General features: G+C 72.3%; 13 protein-coding genes. 7 read left to right on the top strand and 6 right to left on the bottom strand.

The features are described 5' to 3' along the window. Positions 1–56: 56 nt before the first annotated feature. Together AB0E98_RS28015 and AB0E98_RS28010 are read right to left on the bottom strand one after the other, a co-directional pair. The gene (locus AB0E98_RS28015) at positions 57–1,979 is read right to left on the bottom strand and encodes an AAA family ATPase (RefSeq protein ID WP_361707827.1); all 1,923 of its coding nucleotides are present in this window, start codon (positions 1,977–1,979) and stop codon (positions 57–59) included. A 522-nt stretch (positions 1,980–2,501) separates the two neighbouring features. Continuing rightward, positions 2,502–3,095, bottom strand: coding sequence for a hypothetical protein (locus AB0E98_RS28010; protein ID WP_361707824.1), 594 nt, complete (start codon positions 3,093–3,095; stop codon positions 2,502–2,504). Between the two features lie 170 nt (positions 3,096–3,265). Here AB0E98_RS28010 and AB0E98_RS28005 point away from each other — a divergent pair, with 170 nt between their 5' ends. Together AB0E98_RS28005 and AB0E98_RS28000 are read left to right on the top strand one after the other, a co-directional pair. Beyond that, complete coding sequence (locus tag AB0E98_RS28005; protein ID WP_361707821.1) at positions 3,266–4,636, top strand: peptidase C39 family protein; 1,371 nt, start codon at positions 3,266–3,268, stop codon at positions 4,634–4,636. A gap of 711 nt (positions 4,637–5,347) precedes the next feature. Then, positions 5,348–7,498: an EAL domain-containing protein gene (locus AB0E98_RS28000; protein ID WP_361707966.1), complete on the top strand. Its 2,151-nt coding sequence runs from the start codon at positions 5,348–5,350 to the stop codon at positions 7,496–7,498. A gap of 25 nt (positions 7,499–7,523) precedes the next feature. Here the strand turns inward: AB0E98_RS28000 and AB0E98_RS27995 are convergent, their stop codons facing one another. The 3 genes from AB0E98_RS27995 to AB0E98_RS27985 form a co-directional block, all read right to left on the bottom strand. Further along, positions 7,524–7,946, bottom strand: a complete 423-nt coding sequence (locus AB0E98_RS27995; protein WP_361707818.1) for a DUF779 domain-containing protein — start codon at positions 7,944–7,946, stop codon at positions 7,524–7,526. Positions 7,947–8,088: 142 nt separating this feature from the next. Continuing rightward, complete coding sequence (locus tag AB0E98_RS27990) at positions 8,089–10,620, bottom strand: tetratricopeptide repeat protein (RefSeq protein WP_361707815.1); 2,532 nt, start codon at positions 10,618–10,620, stop codon at positions 8,089–8,091. 171 nt (positions 10,621–10,791) lie between these two features. Continuing rightward, positions 10,792–11,523: a class F sortase gene (locus AB0E98_RS27985; protein WP_311610484.1), complete on the bottom strand. Its 732-nt coding sequence runs from the start codon at positions 11,521–11,523 to the stop codon at positions 10,792–10,794. 175 nt (positions 11,524–11,698) lie between these two features. Here AB0E98_RS27985 and AB0E98_RS27980 point away from each other — a divergent pair, with 175 nt between their 5' ends. Together AB0E98_RS27980 and AB0E98_RS27975 are read left to right on the top strand one after the other, a co-directional pair. Further along, positions 11,699–12,238, top strand: a complete 540-nt coding sequence (locus tag AB0E98_RS27980) for a hypothetical protein (RefSeq protein WP_361707812.1) — start codon at positions 11,699–11,701, stop codon at positions 12,236–12,238. A 1,226-nt stretch (positions 12,239–13,464) separates the two neighbouring features. Next, positions 13,465–15,069 carry a phosphodiester glycosidase family protein gene (locus AB0E98_RS27975; protein WP_361707809.1) on the top strand — a complete coding sequence of 535 codons (1,605 nt, stop codon included), beginning with the start codon at positions 13,465–13,467 and terminating at the stop codon, positions 15,067–15,069. A 70-nt stretch (positions 15,070–15,139) separates the two neighbouring features. Here the strand turns inward: AB0E98_RS27975 and AB0E98_RS27970 are convergent, their stop codons facing one another. Continuing rightward, positions 15,140–16,081 carry an alpha/beta fold hydrolase gene (locus AB0E98_RS27970; protein ID WP_361707807.1) on the bottom strand — a complete coding sequence of 314 codons (942 nt, stop codon included), beginning with the start codon at positions 16,079–16,081 and terminating at the stop codon, positions 15,140–15,142. A 118-nt stretch (positions 16,082–16,199) separates the two neighbouring features. Between AB0E98_RS27970 and AB0E98_RS27965 the strand changes: the two genes are divergently transcribed. The 3 genes from AB0E98_RS27965 to AB0E98_RS27955 all read left to right on the top strand — a co-directional run bounded on the left by AB0E98_RS27965 (position 16,200) and on the right by AB0E98_RS27955 (position 23,611). Continuing rightward, positions 16,200–16,802, top strand: coding sequence for a TetR/AcrR family transcriptional regulator (locus AB0E98_RS27965; RefSeq protein ID WP_361707804.1), 603 nt, complete (start codon positions 16,200–16,202; stop codon positions 16,800–16,802). A gap of 513 nt (positions 16,803–17,315) precedes the next feature. Continuing rightward, positions 17,316–17,639 (top strand): acyl carrier protein, encoded by a 324-nt coding sequence (locus AB0E98_RS27960; protein ID WP_361707802.1) that lies wholly within the window; start codon positions 17,316–17,318, stop codon positions 17,637–17,639. A 53-nt stretch (positions 17,640–17,692) separates the two neighbouring features. After that, positions 17,693–23,611 (top strand): SDR family NAD(P)-dependent oxidoreductase, encoded by a 5,919-nt coding sequence (locus AB0E98_RS27955; protein WP_361707800.1) that lies wholly within the window; start codon positions 17,693–17,695, stop codon positions 23,609–23,611. Positions 23,612–23,656: the final 45 nt, after the last annotated feature.

The raw sequence follows: 23,656 nt of genomic DNA, 5'->3' as shown, positions 1-23,656 counted from the left end.
GGTCCGGCACCGCCGGTCCCCGCCGCGGTGGCTGATCGCCACCGCGGCGGGAGCCGTCACGGCGCCGGATCCTGCGGATCTCCCTGGCGGCGCCGGGGCGATCCCCACCCCGGCCCCGAAAGCACCTCCCCGTACGCCTGCATGAGATCCGGCAGCCGCAGCGTCGCGAGATCGTCCCGCGTGGGCGTCCCCGCGTAGCCCGAGAGCCGTAGATCCCGGTACGCGCAGCTCTTCTCGTACAGGGTGCGCAGGAAGCGCCCGTTGCCGAGTTCGTCGATCCAGCCCTGCTCCACCACATGGGCGCTGATGCTGCGCAGTTCCTCCAGTGCCTCCTCGTCCCAGGCGTCGCCGTTCTCCGCGGCCAGGACCTCGCCGATGCTGGTGAGTTCGGCGGGGCGGTAGCTGGGGAAGTCCACGCGGGTGGTGAAGCGGGAGTGCAGCCCGGGGTTGGCGGCCAGCAGGCGGTCCATGCCCTCCGGGTAGCCGGCCAGGATGACGACGAGCCGGTCGCGGTTGTCCTCGGCGCGCTTGAGCAGGACCTGGAGGGCCTCGTCGCCGTAGGCGTCGCCCTTGCTGTAGCCGGAGTTGGAGAGGCTGTACGCCTCGTCGACGAAGAGCACCCCGCCGAGCGCGGAGTCGATCAGGTCGTTGGCCTTGACGGCCGTCTGGCCCAGGAACTCGCCGACCAGGTCCGCCCGCTGGGCCTCGACGAGATGGTCGCCGCCGAGCAGGCCCAGGGCGTAGAAGACCCGGCCGAGGATCCGGGCGACCGTGGTCTTGCCGGTGCCGGAGGGGCCGGAGAAGACGAAGTGACGCTTGGGGGGCTGGACGGGCAGTCCCTGGCCGGCCCGCAGCCGGGCCATGTGCAGCTGTGCGGACAGCGCCCGCACCTGCCGCTTGACGGGCTCGAGGCCGACCATCCGCTCCAGCTCGGCGAGGGCCTTGGCCAGCAGGACCGGGTCCGAGCGGCCGGGCGCGGGCGGCGGGCCGCCCTGGGCCGGGACGCGGAACTTCTCCCGTACGCCGTCGGCCTCGACGGGAGCGTTGCCCGGAGTGCCGCCCGGCGTGGGCGCGGGATCGGGATCGGTGCCGGTCAGCAGGTCGAGGGGGTCGGTGAACGACTGGGGCTCGGGCTCCCCGCCGGGTTCCTGCGGCTCGGGGGCGACGGGCCCGCCGAGCGGTACGGGCGCGAGGTCCGCCGGGATGTCGTCGAGGCCGTCCGCGTCCGCGATGGCGGTGAGCCGGGCGGCGGTGTCCATGAAGGACGGGTCCACGCGGTGGACGGCCCGGTAGAGGGGGAGGGCGGCGGCGCTGCGGCCCGTGCCCTCGTGGGCGCGGGCGAGCCAGTAGCGCAGCTCCTTGCGCTGGGGCTGCTCGCTGCGGCAGCGCATCAGCGCGGCGGCCAGCAGCGGCTCGGCCTGTCCGTACATCTCCAGGCGCACCCGGGCCATGCCGCCGAACAGGCCCGCCTCGATGCCGAGCAGCGGGTCGTCCAGGAGCGGCTCGGTGTGGCGGACGAGCTGCTCCCAGTCCTTGACGAGATACGCGCGGCAGGCGTGGAGGAAGCGCACCTGGGCGTCGGTCTCCGCGGGCGGACAGCCGGCGAGGGCGCGGTCGAGCTCGGGGACGTGCCTGCTGTCGAGCCAGTGCGAGGCATGGGCGAGCAGCAGATCGCGATGGCTCTCCAGTACCGGCTGTACCCACCAGCCCAGCCAGTACCAGGAGTTAAGGGGCCGCCGGTGGCGGGCGCGCTGCTCGCCGAAGCGGTCGCGGTGCCGGTACATCCGCAGCAGCGCGGTGGTGGTCTCCGCGCGCAGCGCGTGGAGACCGAGCCAGGCGTCGGCCATCCCCGGGTCGGCGCGGACCGCCGCCCGGAACTCCTTCTCGGCCTCGGTGTACGCGCCCATGGTGTAGGCGTCGACGGCGCGCAGCCAGGCGAGATCGGCCGGGGCGGGCGGGCCCTGCATGCCGAGATCCATCACGTCCCCCACAAACCTGCCCCCGTAGCGTGCCGTGCCGACGGGCGAGTGCCTTGGCCGCGCCTTTCCGAACCGCTGTGCTGTGGACGGGAGTTGACCATCAATGCCCGGCGCGTCCCGCGCGGCCGGCCCGGGGCCGCCCGTCATCGGGTGCGCCGTCTCGCATCGTACCTGCGCGATCGGTGTCGGCCGAAGGGTGTGGGGGAGCGGTTCGCGGCACGGGCGTGAGCCGGGGGCGGCCGGGAAAGCGATCCGGAGAGCGATCACCCAGGGTGACCCCGTACGGCGGTGCGAGGGAACAAACGGTGCGAATCGCCGGGCGGAGGGCAGTACGAAGCCCCCGATCACGGGGGAACAACCGGGGGCTTCGCGTCTGCAAGCGGCCTTGGCCGACCGCACATTGAGAACGTAAGTCCTGTAAGCCCCCTGGGTCAAGCCGAGTTGAGGCAGTAGGCGGGGAACCTACGCACCCTTAGCGCGGTTCGGGCGTGGGTGTGCACGGAGAGTGAGGAGGTGTGGGGGTCAGTCGGTTTTCGGGCGCCTCTCCAGCATCTCGTACCCCTCGTTGCACTGGAGTACCAGTAGTCCTGCGAAGGGCCGGGAGGGGTCGGCGGCGAAATGCGCGCGCTCCGCTCGCTTCCAGCCGTCCCAGAATTCGGTCAGTTCGGGGCCGTCGCGGAGTTGACCCCTTTCCCAGGAGCCCTCATCCGCCAACTCCATCCACAGCAGGCACGCCAGATACGGCCTCAGTTCCCGTCGTCCCGCGCCCACGCCCTCCAGCAGGACCACGGGTGCGGCGGGCAACTCCCGTTCCTCCGGCGGGAATCGGCGTGCCACCCAGTCGTAGGCGCGGTAGCGCGCGGTATCGCCGCGTGCGAAGGGGTCCAGCACCCACTCCCGCAGCCGGCCCGTCCACTCGAACAGCTCCTCGTGCGTCGCGAGGTCGTCGAGGTGGAGTACGGGGGCGCCGCCCAGGGCGGCCGCCAGCCGCTCGCTGAAGGTGGTCTTCCCCGAGCCCGCGTGCCCGTCCACCGCGACCAGCCGTACGGGGCCGACGGACGGGGGCAGCGCGCTCAGCCGGCGGGCCAGGCCGTCCAGCGTGGTTCGTTCGTTCACCGCACCACCCTAGGACCGCGTGGCCGGGACCCGTCCGCGCCCGTCGCGGTATGGGGGACGCGCCGTGCGGGAATCACTGGCCTGGGCCGCCCGGTGGCGCGATAGTGGTCCGGCCTGCCGGGCCGGTCCGGCAGGCCCGCGGCACCGACCACAGACGACTGGGGGACCATATGTCCAGCAGACCCACACCGCGCCGCACCGTGCTCACCGCCGCCCTCGCCCTCACGGCCGTGACCGGGCCGCTGGCCTCGGTCTCCGCCGCGGGCACCCCGGCCGGCGGCGGCTCCGCCCGCCCGGAGGGGTCGGTCGACTACCGGGCCTGGTCCACCTTCCCCCAGTGGGCCGGCGGCAAGGGCGCCGGCACCGAGGTCGTCGGCGGTGACCGCCCCGGCCTCGTCATCGACCGCTCCCTCGGCGCCGTCGACTACACCGACCCGCACACCGGCACCACGGCCCGCTGGGAGCACGCCACCTGGCTCTCCCCGCTCCGCCGCCTGGACGTGCCCGCCACGGAGATCGTCGTCTCCTGGAACGCCCGTACCCCCGCCGGTACCTGGCTCCAGGCCGAGCTGCGCGCCGTCTACGCCGACGGCACCCGCACCCCCTGGTACGTGATGGGCCGCTGGACCTCCGGCGACGCGTCCGGCGACATCCGGCGGACCTCGGTCGACGGCCAGGGCGACAAGCGCAGCAGCGTCTCCACCGACACCCTCGCCGTCGACGACCGCGCGAGCGGGACGCGCCTGGCCGCGTACGAGCTGAGGCTCACTCTCTACCGCAGGCCCGGCACCCGGCTGACCCCCACCGTCTGGCGGCTGGGCGCCATGGCCTCCGACATCCCCGACCGCTTCACGGTGCCCGCCTCGCGGCCGGGGGAGGGAGCGGGCCACAAGCTGCGGGTCCCGCGCTACTCGCAGGAGATCCACAAGGGCCAGTACCCGGAGTACGACAACGGCGGCGAGGCGTGGTGCAGTCCCACCTCCTCGCAGATGGTCGTCGAGTACTGGGGACGCCGGCCCTCCGCCCACGACCTGGCCTGGGTCGACCCCTCCTACACGGACCCCCAGGTCTGCCACGCGGCCCGGTACACCTACGACAACCAGTACAAGGGCTGCGGCAACTGGCCCTTCAACGCCGCCTACGCCGCCACGTACCACGACCTCCAGGGTGTGGTCACCCGCCTCCGCTCGCTCGACGACGCCGAGCGTCTGATCCGCGCGGGGATCCCCGTCATCACCTCGCAGTCCTTCCTCGCCACCGAGCTCGACGGCGCCGGCTACGGCACGTCGGGCCATCTGATGTGCGTGACCGGCTTCACCGGGAGCGGCGACGTCGTCGCCAACGACCCGGCCAGCCCCTCCGACGCCGCGGTCGAACGCGTCTACAGGCGTCGGCAGTTCGAGAACATCTGGCTGCGGACCAAGCGCCACAACGCCCAGGGGCAGGTCAAGAGCGGCTCGGGCGGCGTCTGCTACCTCTACTTCCCGGTGCGCCCGACGACCCGCCAGGCACGCGCGCTGGCCTCGGTCGGGGTGCGCTGACCGGTGCGGCCCCGGTCCACCGGGGCCGCCGTCCGGCCCCGGTGACGATCCCCGTCATCACGGGACCCCCCACATGTATCGCACATACATCCTCCATGTGATCATTTGCAGCAGTGGCCGGGAAGCGGCCGATAGTGATCGATTTCGTGATCATCGCCACGTCCCGCCACCGCGCGGTCGCGGTGAACCCTCTGGGGCGGAGGAGATGCATGTCACGCGATCGGGTGGTTTCGAACTGCCGTGGAGGACGCACCCGCAGGAGGCGAAGGTGGTCGATGGCCGAATGCGGATGAGTCATTTCCACTTGACGCTTCCATTCGAACGAACGATCAGTAGCCTCTGCTCAACACTCCCCGACACCCTTGTGATGAGCTGGAGACACAGTCTGATGGAGCGTCCCACCAGGGCCCCCCGGGGCATCGACCCGTCCCTGCCCCACGTGTCGGGTCTGCCGAGGGTCGCGCCGGAGAAGAAGCGGTACGGCATCGACCGTGCGGTTTGTTCTTCATCGCCGACATGCCCTCAACGGGACGCCGTGACTGCGACCGCCGCCCGCATCCGGAACCGGAATCCCATACGGACGCGGCACGCCGGGGCGGGGTGGCAGCCGTGACCGGACGGTTCAGTGGCAGAATGCTGCGCGTGAAGCAAACCGCCTCCCCGGTTTCGTACGCCGCGAGGGAACCGGCCAAGGGAACCGCCGGCTGCGATCTGCGTGACGACCGGCTGCGGCGGTTCGCCGCCATATGGAGCCGAGCGGTCCACCCGTCGCTGACGGCATCCGTCTCCCGCGCCGAGTTCGAACGCCATCTCGTCCCGCTGGCAGCCGTACTCCGTGACGCCCTCCACGCCCGGCCGTTCGACCCCCGGCCCGCCCATGACGTCGGTGCCGCACTGGTTGCCGCGCACTGCACCGAGGCCGAGGCGCTGCCCCGGATCCTCGGCGTCATCGACGCCTATCTGGTGCTCTACCTGCCGCCCGGCCACCCCATGCCCGCCGAGGAGAGCCGCGCTCGCTGCTCCCGCCTCCAGCACGCCGTCGCCGCGGGCTTCTCCCAGGCCCTCGCCGAGCACGCCCGCGCCGAGGAGGCGGCCGCCGCCAAAGCGGCCCGCGCCGCCCTCGCCGAGGCCGAACGGGCCCTCCACACCAGCGAGGCCCGCTTCCGCGCCGTCTTCGAGGACACCTCCGTGGGTGTGGGCATCGCGGACGTCGACGGCCGCATCATCGACGTCAACGGCGCGCTCCAGGGCATGTTCGGCAGCCCCGGCCGCAAGGTGACGGGACGCAACGTCGGCGAGCTCGTCCACCCCGACGACGCCCCCGAGTTCTGGAGCCTCTACCGCGAGCTCGTGCGCGGCGACCGCGACCACTACCGCGTCGAGAAGCCGTACTACCGCAGCGACGGCAGCGTCGTGTGGACCGACATGTCGGTCACCCTCCTGCGCGACGCCGCCGGGGAACCCCAGTACCAGCTGGCGCTGATGGAGGACATCACCGAGCGCCGCCAGCTCCAGGCGCGCCTGCGCTACGAGGCCACCCACGACCCCCTCACCGGCCTGCCCAACCGCACTCTCTTCTTCGAGCGCCTCGACCAGGCCCTGGAGACCGGGAGCGGCGCGGAGCCCGCCGAGGAGGGAGCCGGCCGCTTCGGCCTCTGCTACCTCGACCTCGACGGCTTCAAGGCCGTCAACGACAGCCTCGGCCACGCCGTGGGGGACCGGCTGCTCGTCGCCGTCGCCGAACGGCTGCGCGCCTGCGCCACCGGGCCCCGGGAACTCGTCGCCCGCCTCGGCGGCGACGAGTTCGTCGCCCTGATCACCGGCCCCGCCGCCCCCGGCGAGGCGACCGCGCTGGCCCGGCGGATGCTGGCCGCCCTCGCCGAACCCGTCCACCTCGACGGCCGCGACCTGTCCGTAAGGGCCAGCATCGGCATCGTCGACGGCACCGCCGGCGAGCTCGGCGCCGCCGAGGTGCTGCGCAGTGCCGACATCACCATGTACCGCGCCAAGGCAGCCGGCGGGAACCGCTACGAGCTCGCCGACGCCGACTCCGACGCCCGCGCCATCGCCCGCCACGGCCTCACCAACCGGCTGCCCGCCGCCCTCGACAACGGCGAGTTCTTCATCGAGTACCAGCCGCTCGTACGGCTGGAGGACGGCACCGTGCGCGGCGCCGAGGCGCTCGTCCGCTGGCTCCACCCGGTGCACGGGGTGCTCGGCCCGGACCGCTTCATACCCCTCGCCGAGAGCACCGGCCTCATCGTCCCGCTGGGCCGCTGGGTCCTGGAAGAGGCCGCCCGCCAGGCCCGCTCCTGGCACACCGAGGGCCCCGGCGGCACCCCCTTCCGCGTCAACGTCAACCTCTCGCCGTCCCAGCTCCGCTACCCCGGCCTCGTCGCCGACACCGTCGCCGTGCTGGACGACGCGGGCCTCGACCCCTCCGCCCTGTGCCTGGAGGTCACCGAGAACGCCCTCATCGGCGCCGACGAGGAGGAGCTGCGCCCGCTGCGCCAGCTCGCCGACCTCGGTGTCGACATCGCCCTCGACGACTTCGGCACGGGCTACTCCAACCTTTCGTACCTGCGCCGGCTGCCCGTCAGCACGCTCAAGCTCGACCGTTCCTTCACCCGCGGCATGCAGTGCGCCCCCGCCGACCCCGTCGATGTGAAGATCGTCGAGGGCATCGTCTCGCTCGCCCACACCCTCGACCTGTCGGTCACGGTCGAGGGCGTGGAGACCGGCACCCAGGCGGACCACCTGCGGCTGCTGGGCTGTGACACGGCCCAGGGCTGGTACTACGCCCGCCCCGGCCCGCCGGACCGGTTGCACACGCTCTCCCTGGCGGACGCGGCCTCCGTCTGACGGACGGAGGCCGGCGGGCGCGGGCTCAGCCGGTGGGGGGTGTGGCGGCGGCACCGTCGAGGGCGCGGGCCTCCCGGTCCGTCAGCAGTCGTGAGCGGATCAGGAAGCGCACCCCCTCGGGAGCCTCCAGGGAGAAGCCGCTGCCCCGCCCCGGCACCACGTCCACCGTCAGATGGGTGTGGCGCCACCGCTCGAACTGGTCGGCCGACATCCAGAACCCGATGGGATCCGCCACCCCGTCGACGACCAGCTCGGCCAGCAGTACGTCCGAGCCGCCCGTGCGGAACTCGCCGCGCGGGTAGCACATCGGCGAACTGCCGTCGCAGCAGCCGCCCGACTGGTGGAACATCAGCGGCCCGTGCCGCTCGCCGAGCCGCCGGACGAGTCCGGCGGCGGCGGGGGTGAGGGCGATCCGCGAGACGCCCCCGCCGTTCCCGTGCCCGCTCATGGGTGGTGCCCTTGTCGCCGGCCTAAGTGAGGATTCATGGAATATCCCTCCTCCATGTGCGCCCATGTGCTGAGGGACGACAGCCTGCCCCGAGCCGGGAGCTGATCGCCAGAGGAACGCGAGGGAGCCCGCCGCCGGGGTCTCACCCCGGAGCCGTGTACCAGTCGAACTCGTGGCCGACGTGCCGGTAGGTCCCGCCCGGCCGGACGAGCGTCCAGTCGTAGTCGGGCATGCTGTCCCAGGACCGCTGGAAGTCCGCCAGCGCCTCCTGGGTGCGCCGCTGGGCGCAGTGCACCGCGCCGCGCCGGGCGAGCGCCCAGTCGTTGTCCGGCCGGATGCGCAGGGCTTCGTCGAGATCGCGCAACGCCTCCTCGAACCGGCCCTCGCGCCGGTGGACCTCCCCGCGCCCGGCCAGGCACCAGTCGTAGCCGGGGCGCAAATCGATGGCCCGCGTGAGGTCGGCGAGCGCCTCGTCGTACCGCTCCAGCAGCCGGTACGTCGCGCCGCGCACCGCGTGCGCCCACCACGAGTCCGGCTTGAGGCGCAGGGCGTGGCCGCAGTCGGCTAGGGCCAGGTCGTAGTGGCCCGCGCAGCGGTGGGCGCAGGCCCGCCCGATGAACAGCAGCGAGTCGCCGGGCCGGTGGCCGAGCGCGCGGGTGAAGGCCTTGGCGGCGTCCTCGGGCTGCCGGGTGGACAGATAGGACCAGCCGCGTTCGGCGTGGGCCCAGTGGAGTTCGGGGCTGATCTCGACGGCCCGCGCCAGGTCGGCCAGCGCGTCGCCGAAGCGTTCCATCAGCCGGTGGGTGACGCCCCGCCCGGCGAGGGTGACCGGGTCGCCGGGGGCGAGTTCCAGGGCGCGGGTGAAGTCCGCGCGCGATTCCTCGAGCCGGGACATGGCGCGGTAGAGGGCGCCGCGTCCCCGGTAGACGCGCGGGGAGGCCGGATCCAGCTGCAGGGCGTCCCGGTAGTCGGCGAGCGCCTCCTCGGCGCGCCCGGACCTGCGGTGCCGCTCGCCCCGGGCCACGAGCGCCGCGACCCGTCCGGCGGTGTCCAGACCGGGCCCGTCCAGCAGGACGTCCAGGGCGGGGGTGACGTCGGCGCGCTCGTCCGGCAGGACGTCCAGCAGCCGCTGCCCCAGGCTCCGGGCGGCCTCCAGGCCGGCCGCCTCGCCGGCTTGCGTCAGCATGTCGGCGCAGGTCCGGACCCGGGGCGGCTCGCAGGCGCAGGCGTCGACGAGGAAGCGCATCGTGGTGCGCGGCGAGCTCTGCGGGAACGCGCACACGTGGTGGTAGCGTTCCTCGACCGCGTACCGCAGCCAGCGGTCGTCGGCCCAGCGCTCCTCCGGCGCCAGGGCCTCCTCCAGCCGCAACCGCCACCCCTCGAACGCGTCGGCCAGCGCCCGGTGCCGGTCGTACCAGCGCTGGGGCGAGTGGTGGCGCTGATGGCGCAGGAAGGCCGCCCGGATGGGCTCGTTGTACTGGCAGAGGCCGCCCTGGTCGGTGACGAAGGCGAGGGTGCGCAGCCAGCCGAAGAGGCCGGCGGCCTCCGGGTCGACCGCGGCCCGGTAGACGTCCTCGTCGAGCAGGCGGGGGACGGCGCACGCCAGCGCCGCGGCCCGCCGGACCGGGTCGTCCACCCCCTTGAGGACCCGCTCGACCGTGGCGCCGCTGACGTCGGCGAGATGCGGGTCGCCGGGGCCGTTCTCGGCCATCAGGGCCACCTGCCGGGGCAGCCTGCCGGATTCGCGCAGCAGCACGGCGACGCCGCGCTCGTCGGTGATGCCCTTCGCGGCCAGCAACTGCCGGGCCTCCGCCTCGGTGAAGACGTCGAGCGGCATCTGCTGGACCACGCCCAGCTGGTCGCCCCACCCGGCGTAGCCCAGCGGCTGCTGTCCCGCGAGGGCGATCACGGCGTTGCCGGGGAGCGTGCCGTGGACGTCGCTCAGGAGGAGCTCGCGCAGCCAGTCGTCGAGCACCGGCGCCGTGCGCTCGTAGTCGTCGAAGAACAGCGCCAGCCAGGGGCGGCGGCCCGCGATGTCGTGGAGGTCCTTGGCGAAGACGGGCGTGAGCGTCCGCACCGGGGACATCACCAGTTCGACGTCCTCGCGGTTGTGGAAATGACCGCCGAGCCATTCCCGCAGCCGGTCCGTCGCCTGGGCGACCTCGGTGGCGTCGGCCGCCTCGGCGACGAACCCGAGGCCGGGCACCAGCCCCAGCGACGCCAGCCCGATCCGCGCAGCCACCCGGCTGGAGGCGGAGGGGGAGCCGTCCCGGTCCCGGCCGGGCGCCGGCTGCGCCGCGTGGGCGAGGGCCTCTGCCTCGCGCAGCTTGCGGTGGTAGGTGGTGAGGAGGCCGTCGAATTTCTTGAGGGGGAAGCCCTGGCGCGCCAGCTCCGCGCCGATGGCCGCCATGGTGTCGACGACGGTGCGGGCCGCGTCGGTGACGTACGCGGTCAGGGCCCCCTGCGCCCGGGCGCCACTGATCATCTGCTGGAGCAGGAAGGTCTTGCCCACTCCGCTGGCGCCGTGGAGGTGGAAGACGAAACGGTGGGAGGGGTCGTCGGCGGGCTGCCGTAAGTTCTCCTGGAAGCAGGCGAGTTCCGCCTGGCGGCCGACGAGTCCCGAGCGATGCTGACGGGCGATCAGTTCCTGTAGTGACGTGCTCTGCTCCGGCATCGAACCCCCCGTGCCGTGTCCGTCCCTTTCGTGGTGCCGCACTGCCGTGGTGCCGTGGTGTCGTGGTGCCGAGGTCAGTATGCGTGCCGGGGCGAACGGTGGCGGACGCAGCGAAGCGCTTCGGACCGGAATCCGAGGCGCGGGGCGAACGGGCGGGTGGTTCGGTGGGGCCTAGGTGTCGGAGGTGCCCTGGCCGTCGGAGGAGCCCTGGGTGTCGGGGGTGACGCGGGGTTCGGGGAGGGTCCGGCCGGTCCCGGTCAGATAGGCCGAGACCACCAGGTTGGCGGTGTACTCGTGCTGGGCGCGGTCGTAGTCGCCGCCGCAGGTGATCAGGCGGAGTTCGGCGCGGTTGGTGTCGCGGGGGCCGTAGACCTTGTCGTCGTCCCAGTGGTCCTTGTCGACGACGGTGATGTCGTCGACGGTGAACTCGGCGGTGGAGCCGTCCACACGTGTGACGTTGATCTTCGCGCCGCGCTTGAGGGAGCTCAGTTCGTAGAAGACCGCCGGTGAGGTCGTGGTGTCGACGTGCCCGACGAGCACGGCGGTGCCGGTGCTTCCGGGCGCGGGGCCGTCCTGGTACCAGGAGACGGCGTTGGGCCGCTCGTACGGGGGCGGTTCCACGCCACCGCGCGGGTCGAGCCCGTGCCCCTCGATCGGGGCCTTCAGCCCCACCGCCTTGATGGCGAGTGCGAGGGGGCCCGCCCCCGGCAACGGTTGGTGTGCCGGGGGCAGGCCGCGCGCAGGGGGTCGGCCCGCGGTGGCCACGTCACCGGGCTTGGGAGCCGAGGCTATCGGCTCCTCCGCGGTGTCGTGACCCCAGAGCCACAGGGCCAGCAGCAGAGCCACCCAGGCCACCCCGGTCAGCAGGCGGCGCTTCGAACCGCCTGTGCGCGCTTCTGACATGACGCCGGTTCGCTCCCTGTCACCGCTTGGCCGCGCTGGCGCGGCGCCGGTACCAGATCAGCCCACCGGCCATACCCACCGTGGCGCCCGCGAGGGCGAGTGCGGGGGCATCGACGGACGTGGACTCGGACGCGGCCACCGGCGCCGTGGCGCCACCACCCGTGTGGTTGCGGCCGTGCGGTCGCTCGTGTTCGCGGCCGTGGTCGTCACGTCCGTGTTCGCGGCCGTGGTCCTCACGCCCGTGGTCGCGCCCGTGGTCGTCCCGACCGTGGTCACGGCCGTGGTCCTCACGCCCGTGGTCCCGGCCGTGTTCGCGGCCGTGGTCCTCGTGGTCCCGGCCGTGGTCACGCCCGTGGTCGTCCCGACCATGGTCGTCGTGGTCGTCCCAGTCGTGGTCACGCCCGTGGTCGCGGCCGTGGTCGTCACGCCCGTGGTCCCGGCCGTGTTCGCGGCCGTGGTCCTCGTGGTCGCGACCGTGATCACGCCCGTGGTCGTCGTCGTCGCAGTCGTCACGGTCGTGACGGCCGTGATCACGACCGTGGTCGTGGTCGCCACGGCCGTGGTCGTCGTCGCAGTCCTCGTCATGACCGGTGTGCTGCACGACGCTGCTTTGGGGCGGCTTGACCGGGGTGTTGGAGGAGCCGAGGGCGTATGCGGCGGGTGCCGCGCAGACGGCGACTGCCGTCAGGGTGCCGCAGAGAGCGGTACGGATTGACTTCATTGGGTGTACCTCCTTCGTTTCCGAGGTTCACCCCCCACTCCGGACGGAGCATCCGCAGGGTAGTTGTATTGCTCCATTCGGTAAGCAACATGGGCCGGTCGGGGGAGAGGGATGGGTCCCGCGGCTGAATCCGGGGCCCGTACGGCGTGGCGGGGGCGCGGGAGGCGGGGTGGGAGGTAGAGGGAGGCAGGGGGTGGCCGGCCGCGGCAATCGCCATGCCGCGCGCCACCCGGGGGCGAGGTATCCGGTCCCTCGACGGCGTTCCGGCTGCTGACAGGGGTGGCGAAGGTATGGCGAGGCCTGGCGGACGGTGGGCGTTTGGCCTGGCCCGTTGTGGCCGGATTCTCGTCGTCGCAGGTCAAAGGGGTGGCAGGCGCTTGACCGATTGCTAGAGTGACGTTCGCGGTCAGCCGGCGCCGCCGGGAGAACGCCGGGCGGCCGCGGACGACGATGACCGAGCTCCGCGGAACGGACGGCACGAACGGCGGAGGCCAGTCTCTCGTACGGGACACGAAAGGCCCGGCTCCGGAGGTTGCCGAGAGCCAGGCCCGTCGCGTGCGAGGCATCGTGTGGACCCGGCCGACCTAGCGGCGGTCGGGTCCACACCTTCCGGTGGAGCCGACCAGTCGTCCGGAACCGCCCCAGCCGTACGCCTCAGCGCAGCAGCTGGTCACAACACCGCGCGATGGCGGCAACCGCGTTCAGAAGCACCGCCGAGAGCGTCACCCAGTCCTGAGCGTCCTGACGATCCCGGCCGGGGCGCCGTCCCCGACGCCTCCTCCTGCTCCTCGGTTTCACCATCAGCCGGCTCCTTCACCTCTTGACGATCCCGGGTATGTGCCGGGGCCCCGCCCGGCGGGCGAGGCACTCAGGGGAGGCAGAGCCGTTGCACCCAGTAGCGTAGCGGGCGCGGTGAGTTGAACGATCCGCGTGGAGGTTTTCGCTGCCCGGTGGGCCGGGTTGCGGCATGATGGGAGATTTTCGCGGACGGTGCGGACGGTGCGGCCCCGTGTCCACGTGACGCCATGAGGCCGCCCCCACAGGGTGAACCGGCCCAACTCGTCGGGCACAGCGGCATCTTGTTTCCGCTCCATTACGCCATGCTGAGCTGAGCGTTCTCGTGGGCGACACGCTGCGCGGACAGACTGCGGCGACAGCCCGCGCCACGACACAGCGCCACGACACAGCGCCACGACACAGAGAGGGCAGGGAGGAAAGTGGTGAAGATCAGACGCATGCGCCGGTCGGCGCTCACCGCCGGCCTGGCCGTACTGACGCTCGTTCTGCCCGCCACGGGCCTGCACGCCCAGGCGGCCGCTCGACCCGCCGATCGGACCGCCGCTCAACCCGCCGTACAGCGACTCCCGTTGGGGGACACCAACCTGCCGGAGACGCGCACGACCACCCAGGTGGCCCCGGGCGTGACCTGGACCCGGATCAAGCGCGGCCGTCCCGACGCCCGTGACCACTGGACCATCGAGGTCGCGCTGCTGAAGGACGAGAGCGCGGCACGCTCCCTGGCCGCCAAGCTGAAGGCCGCCGGGTTCGCCCCCGCCGTCAGCAGGGTGGACGAGCGCCCCCAGGACCTGCCCTCGAAGCGGCCGTGGGGCTGGCGCGTACGGGTCGGCGAGCTCGCCGACCGGGATGCGGCCGCCCTGCTGGTGAAGGACCTGCGGGCGGCGGGCTTCCGCCCCACGCACACCTATTTCACGGGGGAGGACGGCAACGGCCGGACCGGTCCCTGGGTCGTCGACGTGCTGCGGGTCTCCGCCGCGCAGCGGAACCGGGTCCAGGTGCGACAGTCCCTGGACCGGGTACCGGGCGGCGAGACGCTGGCCGACATGGTCAAGCACATGGGCGGCATCGCCGGGATCAACGGCAGCTACGGCTCGGACGAGGAGGACGGCACCTTCGGCGACGTCGCCGGCCTGTCGGTCGTCGGCGGCAAGCTCGTCAGCGAGGCGGTGCAGGGGACCAGCGCCCTCGTCCTGCCCTCCGACCGGCGCGCACGCCCCTCCGTCCAGCAACTGAGCACCCACCTGCGCCTGCGCTCCGCCGACGGCGCCCAGCGCGAGCTCGACGGGCTGAACCGCTCCCCGGGCTACATCCGCAACTGCGGCGGCACCGGGGGCGACCTGCCCACCGAGCGGCCGCGCCACGACGTCCAGTGCACCGACGACTCCGAGGTCATCCAGTACACCGACTTCTTCTACGGGCCCGTGCACGCCGGCGACGGCGTCGCGGTGGTCCTCGACAAGAACGGCAAGGTGCTGGAAGTACGCGACAAGCGCGGCGGCACGTTCCCGTCCGGCACGACGCTGCTCGCCGGTACGGGCGACGGCGCCGACTGGCTGCGCGCCCACGCCCGCAAGGGGCAGACGGTGGCCGTGACGGCCACCGTCCTCGACCGGAACGGCCGGCCCCTCACGGCCACTGCCGGACGCGCCATGGACGTCGCCTCGGGCGGCCCGCAACTGCTCCGGGACGGCCGCGTCGACATCCCCGCGGACACCGAGGGCTTCAACTACCCCGACGACCCCGGCTTCTTCGACTACTTCAGCACCCACCGGCACCCGCGCAGCCTCGCGGGTGTCACGGCCGACGGCTCGCTGCTGTTCGTCGCCGTCGACGGCCGGCGCCCGGGCTACAGCGCGGGGCTGTCCTTCCGGGAGAGCGCGGAAGTCATGCGCTCCCTCGGCGCGGTGAACGCCCTCAACTTCGACGGCGGCGGATCCACCACCATGGTGGTCGGCGGCCGGCTCATCAACCGGCCCTCCGACAGCACGGGGCCGCGGCTGATGGCCAACGCGCTGATCATTCGCTGACTCATTCGCTGACTCAGTCACTGACGGACGGCCCTTGCGGCGTGGTCCTGACGGGTGCTGTGACGCCCCGTCAGGACCACGGCTTGCGTTCGACGGAATCCATGAAGCGCAGCATGCGGCGGTTGATCTCCTCCGCGTGATCGATCTGGGGCCCGTGGCCGGTGTCGGCGATGATCTCGGCGCGGGCCCCCGGTATCAGGCGCGGAACGCGCTCCACCTGCCGCCGCGGGTGGACGAGAAGGCTGCGCTTGCCGAGCACCAGATAGAGCGGGGTGCGGATGGTGGCCAGTTCCCGCTCGGAGAGGGGGAGCGGGGCCGGGCGGCGGATGCGGTGGGCGCGGACTCCCGCCCTGATCATCGCGCGCAGCTCCGGCACGATGAGAACCGGCTGCTCCAGCCGGCGCGCCAGCCGGGGGCGCAGCGCCTTGGGAGCGGAGGTCGCGAAGAGGCTGACGAAGATCCAGACGAAGAAGCGCAGCCCCACCTTCTCCAGGCCGCCGGGGTCGAGCAGGGTGACCGAGGCGAGCCGGCCGGACCCGCGGTGCGCCTGGTTCAGGGCGAGCCATCCGCCGTAGGAGGAGCCGACGAGGTGGACGCGGTCGAGGCCGAGCCCGGCGAGCGTCTCGTCCAGCCACCGTGCGGCGTCCTCGGGCCGGTGGAGGGGCTCGCGGTGCACGCTGCGGCCCGGGTCGCCCGGGGTGTCGATCGCGTAGACGGGGCGTTCGGCGCTGAACGCGGGCGTGTTCGGGTACCACATCGCGGAGCAGCTGCCGGAGCCGTGCACGAGGACGATCGGGGTGCGGGAGGCGCCGGCGGGGTCGCCGGTTCCGTCGGGGCCGTAGCGGTAGACGTGCGTCGTCCCGAACGAGGTCTCCACGTCCGTCTCGGCGACGGCTGTCGCCCCCAGGGCGTAGACGGCGTCGCATGCCGCGAAGTAGCGGTCGCGCAGGGCGTCGTTGACGTATCGCGCGACGTCGGGACGGGCTTTGGCGTGGGTGGCGGTCTGGGGCACGGGTGGCCTCCTCGGGAACGATCACCTGTTCTTCGTGGTACGACGGTATCATCAACCTGATACGGCGGTACCATAAAGAGGCCCGGCCCATCGCCACTGAAGAACGGAGCCGCAACCGATGCCGAAGCGTGTGGACCACGCGGAGCGGCGCACCGAGATCGCCGAGGCACTCCTCCGCGTCGCCGGACGCCGTGGACTGCACGCCGTGCGGATGCGGGACGTGGCGGCGGAGGCGGGAGTGTCGCTGCGGCTGGTGCAGTACTACTTCGAGACCAAGGAGAAGCTGCTCCTCTACGGGCTGGAGCACCTGAGCGAGCGGTTCGGTGAACGGGTGGCCGCCCGGCTCCGGGCGGCCGGCGACGCCCCGGGCCCGCGCGCGGTGATCGAGGCGTTCCTGATGGCATCACTGCCGACCGACGAGGCCGGCCGCACCTTCCACCTCGTCTACACCTCGTACGCCGTCCTGGCCGTGACCGACGAGGCCCTCGCCGCCCAGCCCTTCATCCGCAACCCGGAGGCGGCCGAGGACCACCTGACCGAACTCCTGTGGCAGGCCCGGGAAGCGGACCTCACCCACCCGGGGACGGACCCCCGCCTTGAAGCGATCGCCCTGCTCGCCCTGTCGGCGGGGCTGGGTACGAGCATCCTCGTCGGCCAGCGCGGCACGGAGTCGGCGGTGACGGTCCTGGAACGGCAGTTGGACCGGATCTTCACGGAATGAGACGGCGGAGGCCGACAGCGATAGACACTGCCCAGTGACCCTCGACCGGCTTCAGCGCCGGCCGCCGCGTCGCGTCATCCGCCTTCTCCGGGCTGCCTGTGTCGAACGGCGGGTGAGGGTCGCACCCGATGGCGCCGAACAGGCCGGGCGCCGGTACGGCCCCGAGTCTCTCCAGGTAGGGCCGTGAGGCCCAGTACGTCGCGGCCGGGAGGCCCTTGAATTCCGTCGCCCGCCTGCCCGCCTGCCGTCGCGGCGTCGGACCCCGGCGTTGTGCGGGATGGAATTCCGCCTCATCGGAATCGGCATAAGAAATTCGCTCCAGGAGCAGCTCGCGTCGGTGCCTCCAGGGTCCCCGGACCCGGAAGTGCGAAACCGGATCCGGCGGTGTGGGGGCCGGTGGGCGGCATCAGCGCTCGGTCAGGGGCGCGTCAGGCCGCACTGTTTGTATCGGGTGGGACATCGGGCGGCACCGGAAACGTGCCCCTGTTCCCTACGCGAAGGGGCGGAACGGAGATGGTTGATTCCCTGCCTGATGGTGGGCCCCCGCGCGAGCTGTCGTGGGTCGAGCGTCGCGATGCGTTGGAGGAGAAGGTCGTCACCCAGTTCAAAGAAGCCTTGCTGATGGGCGAGGACGAGGAGCTGGAGTTGGACACGAGTTTCTTCGACCTCGGTCTCACCTCGCTCGCGCTCGGCGCGATGAGGAAACGCCTGGAAGACCTGCTCGGGGTGGCCATCGACGCGACAGTGCTGTTCAACGAACCGACGGTCGGCCGGCTCGTCGAGTATCTGGCCGCTGCCCCGTCCGGTCCGGCCCGGTCCGCGAACAGCCGTCCATGACCCCCGCAATGCCCTGACGCCCCATGACGAGGACTAGGACAGGAGGCGCGCGGATGCCGAGTGAGTCCGTGGCGACGCCCGCAGGGAACACCGTCGAGACGCTGTTACGAGAGAAGTACGAACCGATCGCGATTGTCGGCATCGGGCTGCGCTTTCCCGGCGGATCCGAGTCGCTCGATGAGTTCGACGAATTCCTGCGAGCGGGACGCTCGGGAATCCGGGCGCTTCCCGAGGACCGCTGGGACGCCTCCGTATTCACCCCGGCGAGTGCCGACGAGAAGGGGAAGATTCATACGGCAGGCGGTGGTTTCCTCGACCGCATTGACCTCTTCGACGCCCCTTTCTTTAATATCTCGCCCAAAGAAGCCCAGTACATCGACCCCCAACAGCGCCTGGTCCTGGAGACGGCCTGGCATGCGCTGGAGAACGCCAGCATCGATCCCACCCCATTGCGGCGCGGGAACGGAGGCGTGTACGTCGGAGCGAGTTCCATCGATTACGCGCTGGAGATCGACGGGCTGCCCTATGAGGAACTCGACGGTCATCTGGCATCCGGCATCACGATGTTCCCGCTGTCCGGCAGGTTGTCGTATTTCCTCGGCTGGCGTGGTCCCAGCGTCAGCGTGGACACGGCGTGTTCCTCCTCGCTCAGCGCACTGCACATGGCGGTGCAGGGACTGCGTCAGGGGGAGTGCGACATCGCCCTGTGCGGCGGCGTGAACGCTCTGCACCACCCTCGCATCATGGTGATGTTCTCCCACGGCCAGATGCTCGCGGCTGACGGTCAGTGCAAGACGTTCGACGACGCCGCTGACGGTTATACACGGGCCGAGGGCTGCGGGATGCTGGTGCTCAAGCGGCTCTCGGACGCCGAACGTGACGGTGACTCCGTGCTGGCCCTGGTCCGTGGCACCGCCATCGGCCAGGACGGGGACAGTGCCGGGCTGACCGTGCCCAACGGCCCCGCTCAGGAGTTGGTGATCCGCCGTGCCCTGGGCGCGGCGCGGCTGGCACCGGGCGACATCCAGTATGTGGAGGCGCACGGAACCGGTACCCCGGTGGGCGACCCGATCGAACTGGGCGCCATCAACGATGTCTTCGCGGAGTCGCACACCCGTGAGAATCCGCTGATGGTCGGTTCAGTGAAGACCAATCTGGGGCACATGGAGCCGGCGTCCGGCGTCGTCGGCGTGATCAAGACGGTCCTGCAACTGCGCTCCGGCACGATCTACCCGCACCTGAACCTGACCACACCCTCCGCCCGCATCCCGTGGGACACCTACCCCGTCCGGGTGCCGACCGAGTGCACCCCGTGGCCGGGCGACGACACGCGGCGGGCAGTGGTGAACAGCTTCGGATTCGCGGGCACGATTTCCGCGGTCGTCCTGGAGGAGGCGCCGCACCGTGCGCCGACCGGCGGGGGCGAGGACGCAGCCGGTGAGCAGGGCACCGACGTCGAACGGCCGTCGGCGGTGTTCACCGTGTCCGGCAAGAACGCCGCGGCGCTGCGCCGCCAGGTCGAGCGTTACCAGGAATTCCTGGCCGACGATCCCGACATTGACATCGAGCGGCTGTGCTACACGGCCAACTTGGGGCGGGCGCATTTCTCCCATCGTCTCTCGGGCGTGGTCAAGGATCTGGGCGGACTGTCCGGGCTGCTCAAGGCCCAGCTGGCCAAGGACGAGCCACCCTCCGCCGGCAAGACACGTCGCGTCGCGTTCCTCTTCAGCGGGCAGGGCACTCAGTACAGCGGTATGGGCGCCGCCCTGTACGAGCGGTTCCCGGTGTTCCGCGAAAGCGTCGACACGTGCGACCGGATGTTCGCGGAGTACCTGGACATCTCGGTACGTGACCTGCTGCTCGGCACGGCCGACGACGCCACGCTGATAGATCGTACGGAATACACCCAGCCGGCGCTGTTCACCCTCGAATACGGCCTGGCGAAGCTGTGGATGTCCTGGGGCATGCGGCCCAACGTGCTCATCGGGCACAGCATCGGCGAGGTCGTCGCGGCCGCGGTGGCCGGGCTGTTCTCGCTCCCGGACGCGGTGAAACTGGTGGCCGTCCGGGCCCGGCTGATGCAGTCGGTGCGGACGGCGGGTGGCATGGCCGCTGTCCACGCGCCGGCGGACGAGGTCGAGCCGCTGCTCGAAGAGTCGCCCGAGCTCGCCATGGCGGCGGTCAACGCCCCCGGCCAGTGTGTGGTCTCCGGTGCCCAGGAGCCGCTGGACAAGCTGGTCGGGCGGCTGCGAGAGCGCGGCCTGCGAGTCGAACCGCTCTCCGTTTCGCACGCCTTCCACTCGCCGCTGATGCACGAGGTGTTCGACGAGTTCCGGGCCGCGCTCGACGGGATCTCCTTCAACGAACCGTCCCTTCCGCTGGTCTCCAACGTCACCGGCAAGGTCGCCGCCTTCCGCGAGATCGGCACGCCCGAGTATTGGGTGCGGCACATCGGAGAGCCGGTGCTCTTCATGGAGGGCGTCCGGGCGATCGAGAAGCGCGGCCGGCATGCCTTCGTCGAGCTGGGGCCGTCGGCAGCACTGACGGCACTGGCCAAGCAGTGCCTGACCGACGAGCACCATTGGGCTGCCAGCCTGCGCCGTCGCGGCCAGGGCACGGACGCGATCCTGCACGGCCTGGCGGACCTCTACACCGCCGGTATCTCGGTGGACTGGCCGGGTGTGCACGCGGGACGTGAGCTTCCGCGCGTCACCCTGCCCGAGTACGCGTTCCAACGCCGCCGCTACTGGCTGCCGCTGGACGGCGCCGGCGGTCCGGCCGGCGGCGTGGCGCGACAGGGCCCGGCCACGCACCCGCTCCTCGGCCAGGAGTCGTCGGAGGACCGGGACGGCGGCCCCGGCCTGCCGACGGGCCACGACACGGCGGACGCCCCGGAGTGGACCCGGGAGTTCAGCGCCGTCCTGGCACCGGGCAGCCCCGCCTGGTCGGCCGACCACACGGACCCCGAGGGCAACGCCCTGCTGCCCGCCGCGGCATACGTCGAACTCCTGCTGGCCGCGCAGGACGCGGTGTACGGCCACACCCAGGGCGTCATACGCGACCTGCGCCTGGACCACCCCCTCACGCTGCCCGAGGACGCCGCGGTGGAGGTACGTACCCGGCTGCGCGGACGGCCCGGCGGCGGCGCCGACGTCGAGGTGGTCAGCGGGCCCACGACGGACGAAGTCCGGCACGCCACCGCCGTACTGGACGACGGGGCCCCGGGCGGCGGGCCGGTGACCGGTCTGGACGCGCTCGCCGGTGCCCCCGGCGAGGCCGCCGAGCGGGCCGGCCAGGACGACGTGTACACCGATCTCGCCTCGGTGGGGCGGGTGTACGGAGAGGCGTTCCGGCTGCTCACCGGCGTCACGAGACACCCCGGCGGCGTGCTCACCGCGACCCTGTCCGCCCGGCGGGCGCACCCCGTCGAGCAGCTGCCCGTCGAGGTCCTGGAGAGCGCCCTGCAAGCGACAGCGGCGCTTGACGAGGACAGTCCCGCCTTCGCGCCGGTCGGCTTCGGCACCGTACGGCTGTTCAAAAAGCCGCGTAGCCGGGACCTGCGCATCGTGGCTCGGGTGGCCGCCGACGGGCCCGCCCGGCGGTCGGCCGACCTGCTGCTCCTGGAGGGCGGGCTGCCCGTGGCCGAGCTGACCGGCGTGCGGCTGGCACCGGTCGGCCGCCCGGCGCCCACGCCGTTCCTGCACCGGCCGGTCTGGCTGCGCCGGAGCCCGGCACGGGGAGCGGAGCAGGCGACGCGTCATGTGCTGGTCCTGGGGGACCGGCGTGAGTGGCTGACAGCGGCGGGGGAACGGGCCGCCGAGCGCGGTGTACGGCTGTCGCCCGTCGGCTCGGTCCAGGAGCTGCCCGCCGCGCTCGAGGACACCTCCGTGACCGATGTGTGCTGGCTCTGGCACGCGGACGACACGCCGATGTCCGCCGGGAGGCTGCGGGCGGAATGCGAGCGCAACTACCGGGACCTGCTGGCACTGGTGGCCGCGCTGTCAGGCGGGGAGCAGGGGCGGTCACCACGGCTGTGGCTGGTGACCGAGCGGGGCCAGTGGCTGCCCGGCGACGTGCCGGGCACCGGTGAGCAACTGGTCGCGGCGACGCTGTGGGGCTTCGGTCACGTGTTGCTCAACGAGTATCCGCAGCATCGCGCCACGCTGGTCGACACCGGGCGGGACACCGACCCGGACGTTCTGTTCGACGAGTGGCTGGCGCAGGACACCGGTGAGTACCAGGTGGCCTACCGGGGCGTGCGGCGCCATGTACGCCGTCTGCTGACGGGGGAGCGGACCCCGGCGTGGCAGGGCGGCTTCGAGGTCCGGACCGGGGGCGACGGCGCGGACGGGGAGCAGTACGGCCAGGACGACGGCGCCTCGCGACAGGGCGGGACCCGCACCGATGTGGCGGAGCTTGTGCCGGTCCCCGCGGAGGACATCGCTCCTGCGGCCGGCCACGTCCAGGTGCTGGTGCACGCGGTCGGCCTGACCGGCCGGGACCTGACGGAACCGGGCGTACCGGGTACCAGCTGCACCGGCACGGTCCTCGCGGTGGGCGACGGGGTCGCGCGGTGGGCCGTCGGCGACCGCGTGGTGGCACGCCACCACGGCACGCTGCGGCGGACGGTCACCGTGCCGTCGGACGCGGTCTCGCCCGCGCCGGGCGACATCTGCCTGACGGAGCTGGCCGGCGCCGCCGGAATGGCGGACAGCGACGGCCCGGCCACGCCGGACGTCGACGTGTACGGAGTGGACGAGGTGGGGGAGGCCTTGGAGGCGGTGCGCCGTGGGACCTCCGGTGCGCGGGTCGTGGTGTCCCTCGCACCCGAGCCGTCCGCGTCGACGGCCACGGCCGGTCCGCGTCCGACCGGGAGCCCGGCCCCTGTGGTCCGGCCCGACCGCACCTATCTGGTCTCCGGCGGCCTGGGCGGGCTCGGCCTGGTAACGGCCGAGAAGCTGGTGGATCTCGGCGCCCGCCACCTGGTCCTGGTCAGCCGCAGCGGGCAGCCGACCCCAGAAGCCGCCGAGCTGCTCGCGGCGCTGTCCGAGCGTGCCGAGGTGACCCTCGCGCGGGCCGACCTCGGCTCCGCCGAAGACGTGGCGCGGCTGACGGCCGGGCTCCGGGACGCCGCCGTGCCCGTGGGCGGCATCGTGCACGCGGCCGGCGCCGCGGGAAAGTCGCTGATCGGCTCCTTGACCTGGGAGGCCGTCGACGAGCAGTTGCGTGCGCAGGCATACGGTGGCTGGCTGCTGCACGAGGCGAGCCTGGACTTCCCCGAGCTCGACTTCTTCGTTGTCCATTCCTCGATCGCCTCGGTGCTGGGCGGCGCCACCCAGGCCCACTACGCCGCCGCCTTCGCCTTCCTGGACGGCCTGGTGGCCTGGCGCGCCCGGTCCGGTCTGCCCGCCCTGGCGGTGAACTGGGGCGCGTGGGGCCGGGTCGGCATGTCGGCCCGGCTGGAGGAGAACCTCGGTCGAGAACTGCGGCGCAGCGGCGTCCGGTTCTTCTCGCCCGTGCGGGCCCTGCGGACGCTGGAACGGCTGCTGGCGGGTCCGGCGGCCCAACGGGTGGCCGGCGAGTTCGACTGGGACCGCTATGTCGCGCCCAGCATGCTCGACAACGCCCTGTACTCCAGGCTGGTCCGCGCCCGTACGCGGGAGGACAACGGCTTCGACGTGAACGCGCTGCTGGCCAATCCGGAGAGTGAGCGGAAGCTGACGATCAGGCGGATGGTGCTGGAGTTCCTCGCCGTCGCGCTGCACGCGGAGGACGAGGAGCACATGGATGCCGGCACCGAGTTCGTGGCACTCGGGCTGGATTCCTTGATGGCCCTGGACCTGCGGACCGGTCTGGAGAAGGCCTTCCGGATCGCGCTGCCGGCCACCCTGACCTTCGACCATCCCACGCCCCAGGAACTGGCCGAATTCCTCGACAGCCGGCTCATGGCAGCCGCACCGGTGACCGGATGAGTACCGGCGCCTGTCCCTACGGGGCCCGCCCGCCCATGGAACCCA

Origin of the sequence: Streptomyces sp. NPDC037389 (assembly GCF_040636475.1) — a bacterium.
Taxonomy (GTDB): Bacteria; Actinomycetota; Actinomycetes; order Streptomycetales; family Streptomycetaceae; genus Streptomyces; species Streptomyces hesseae.
Note: the sequence above shows the minus strand (reverse complement) of the source record. Positions and strands in the feature narration are given on the sequence as shown.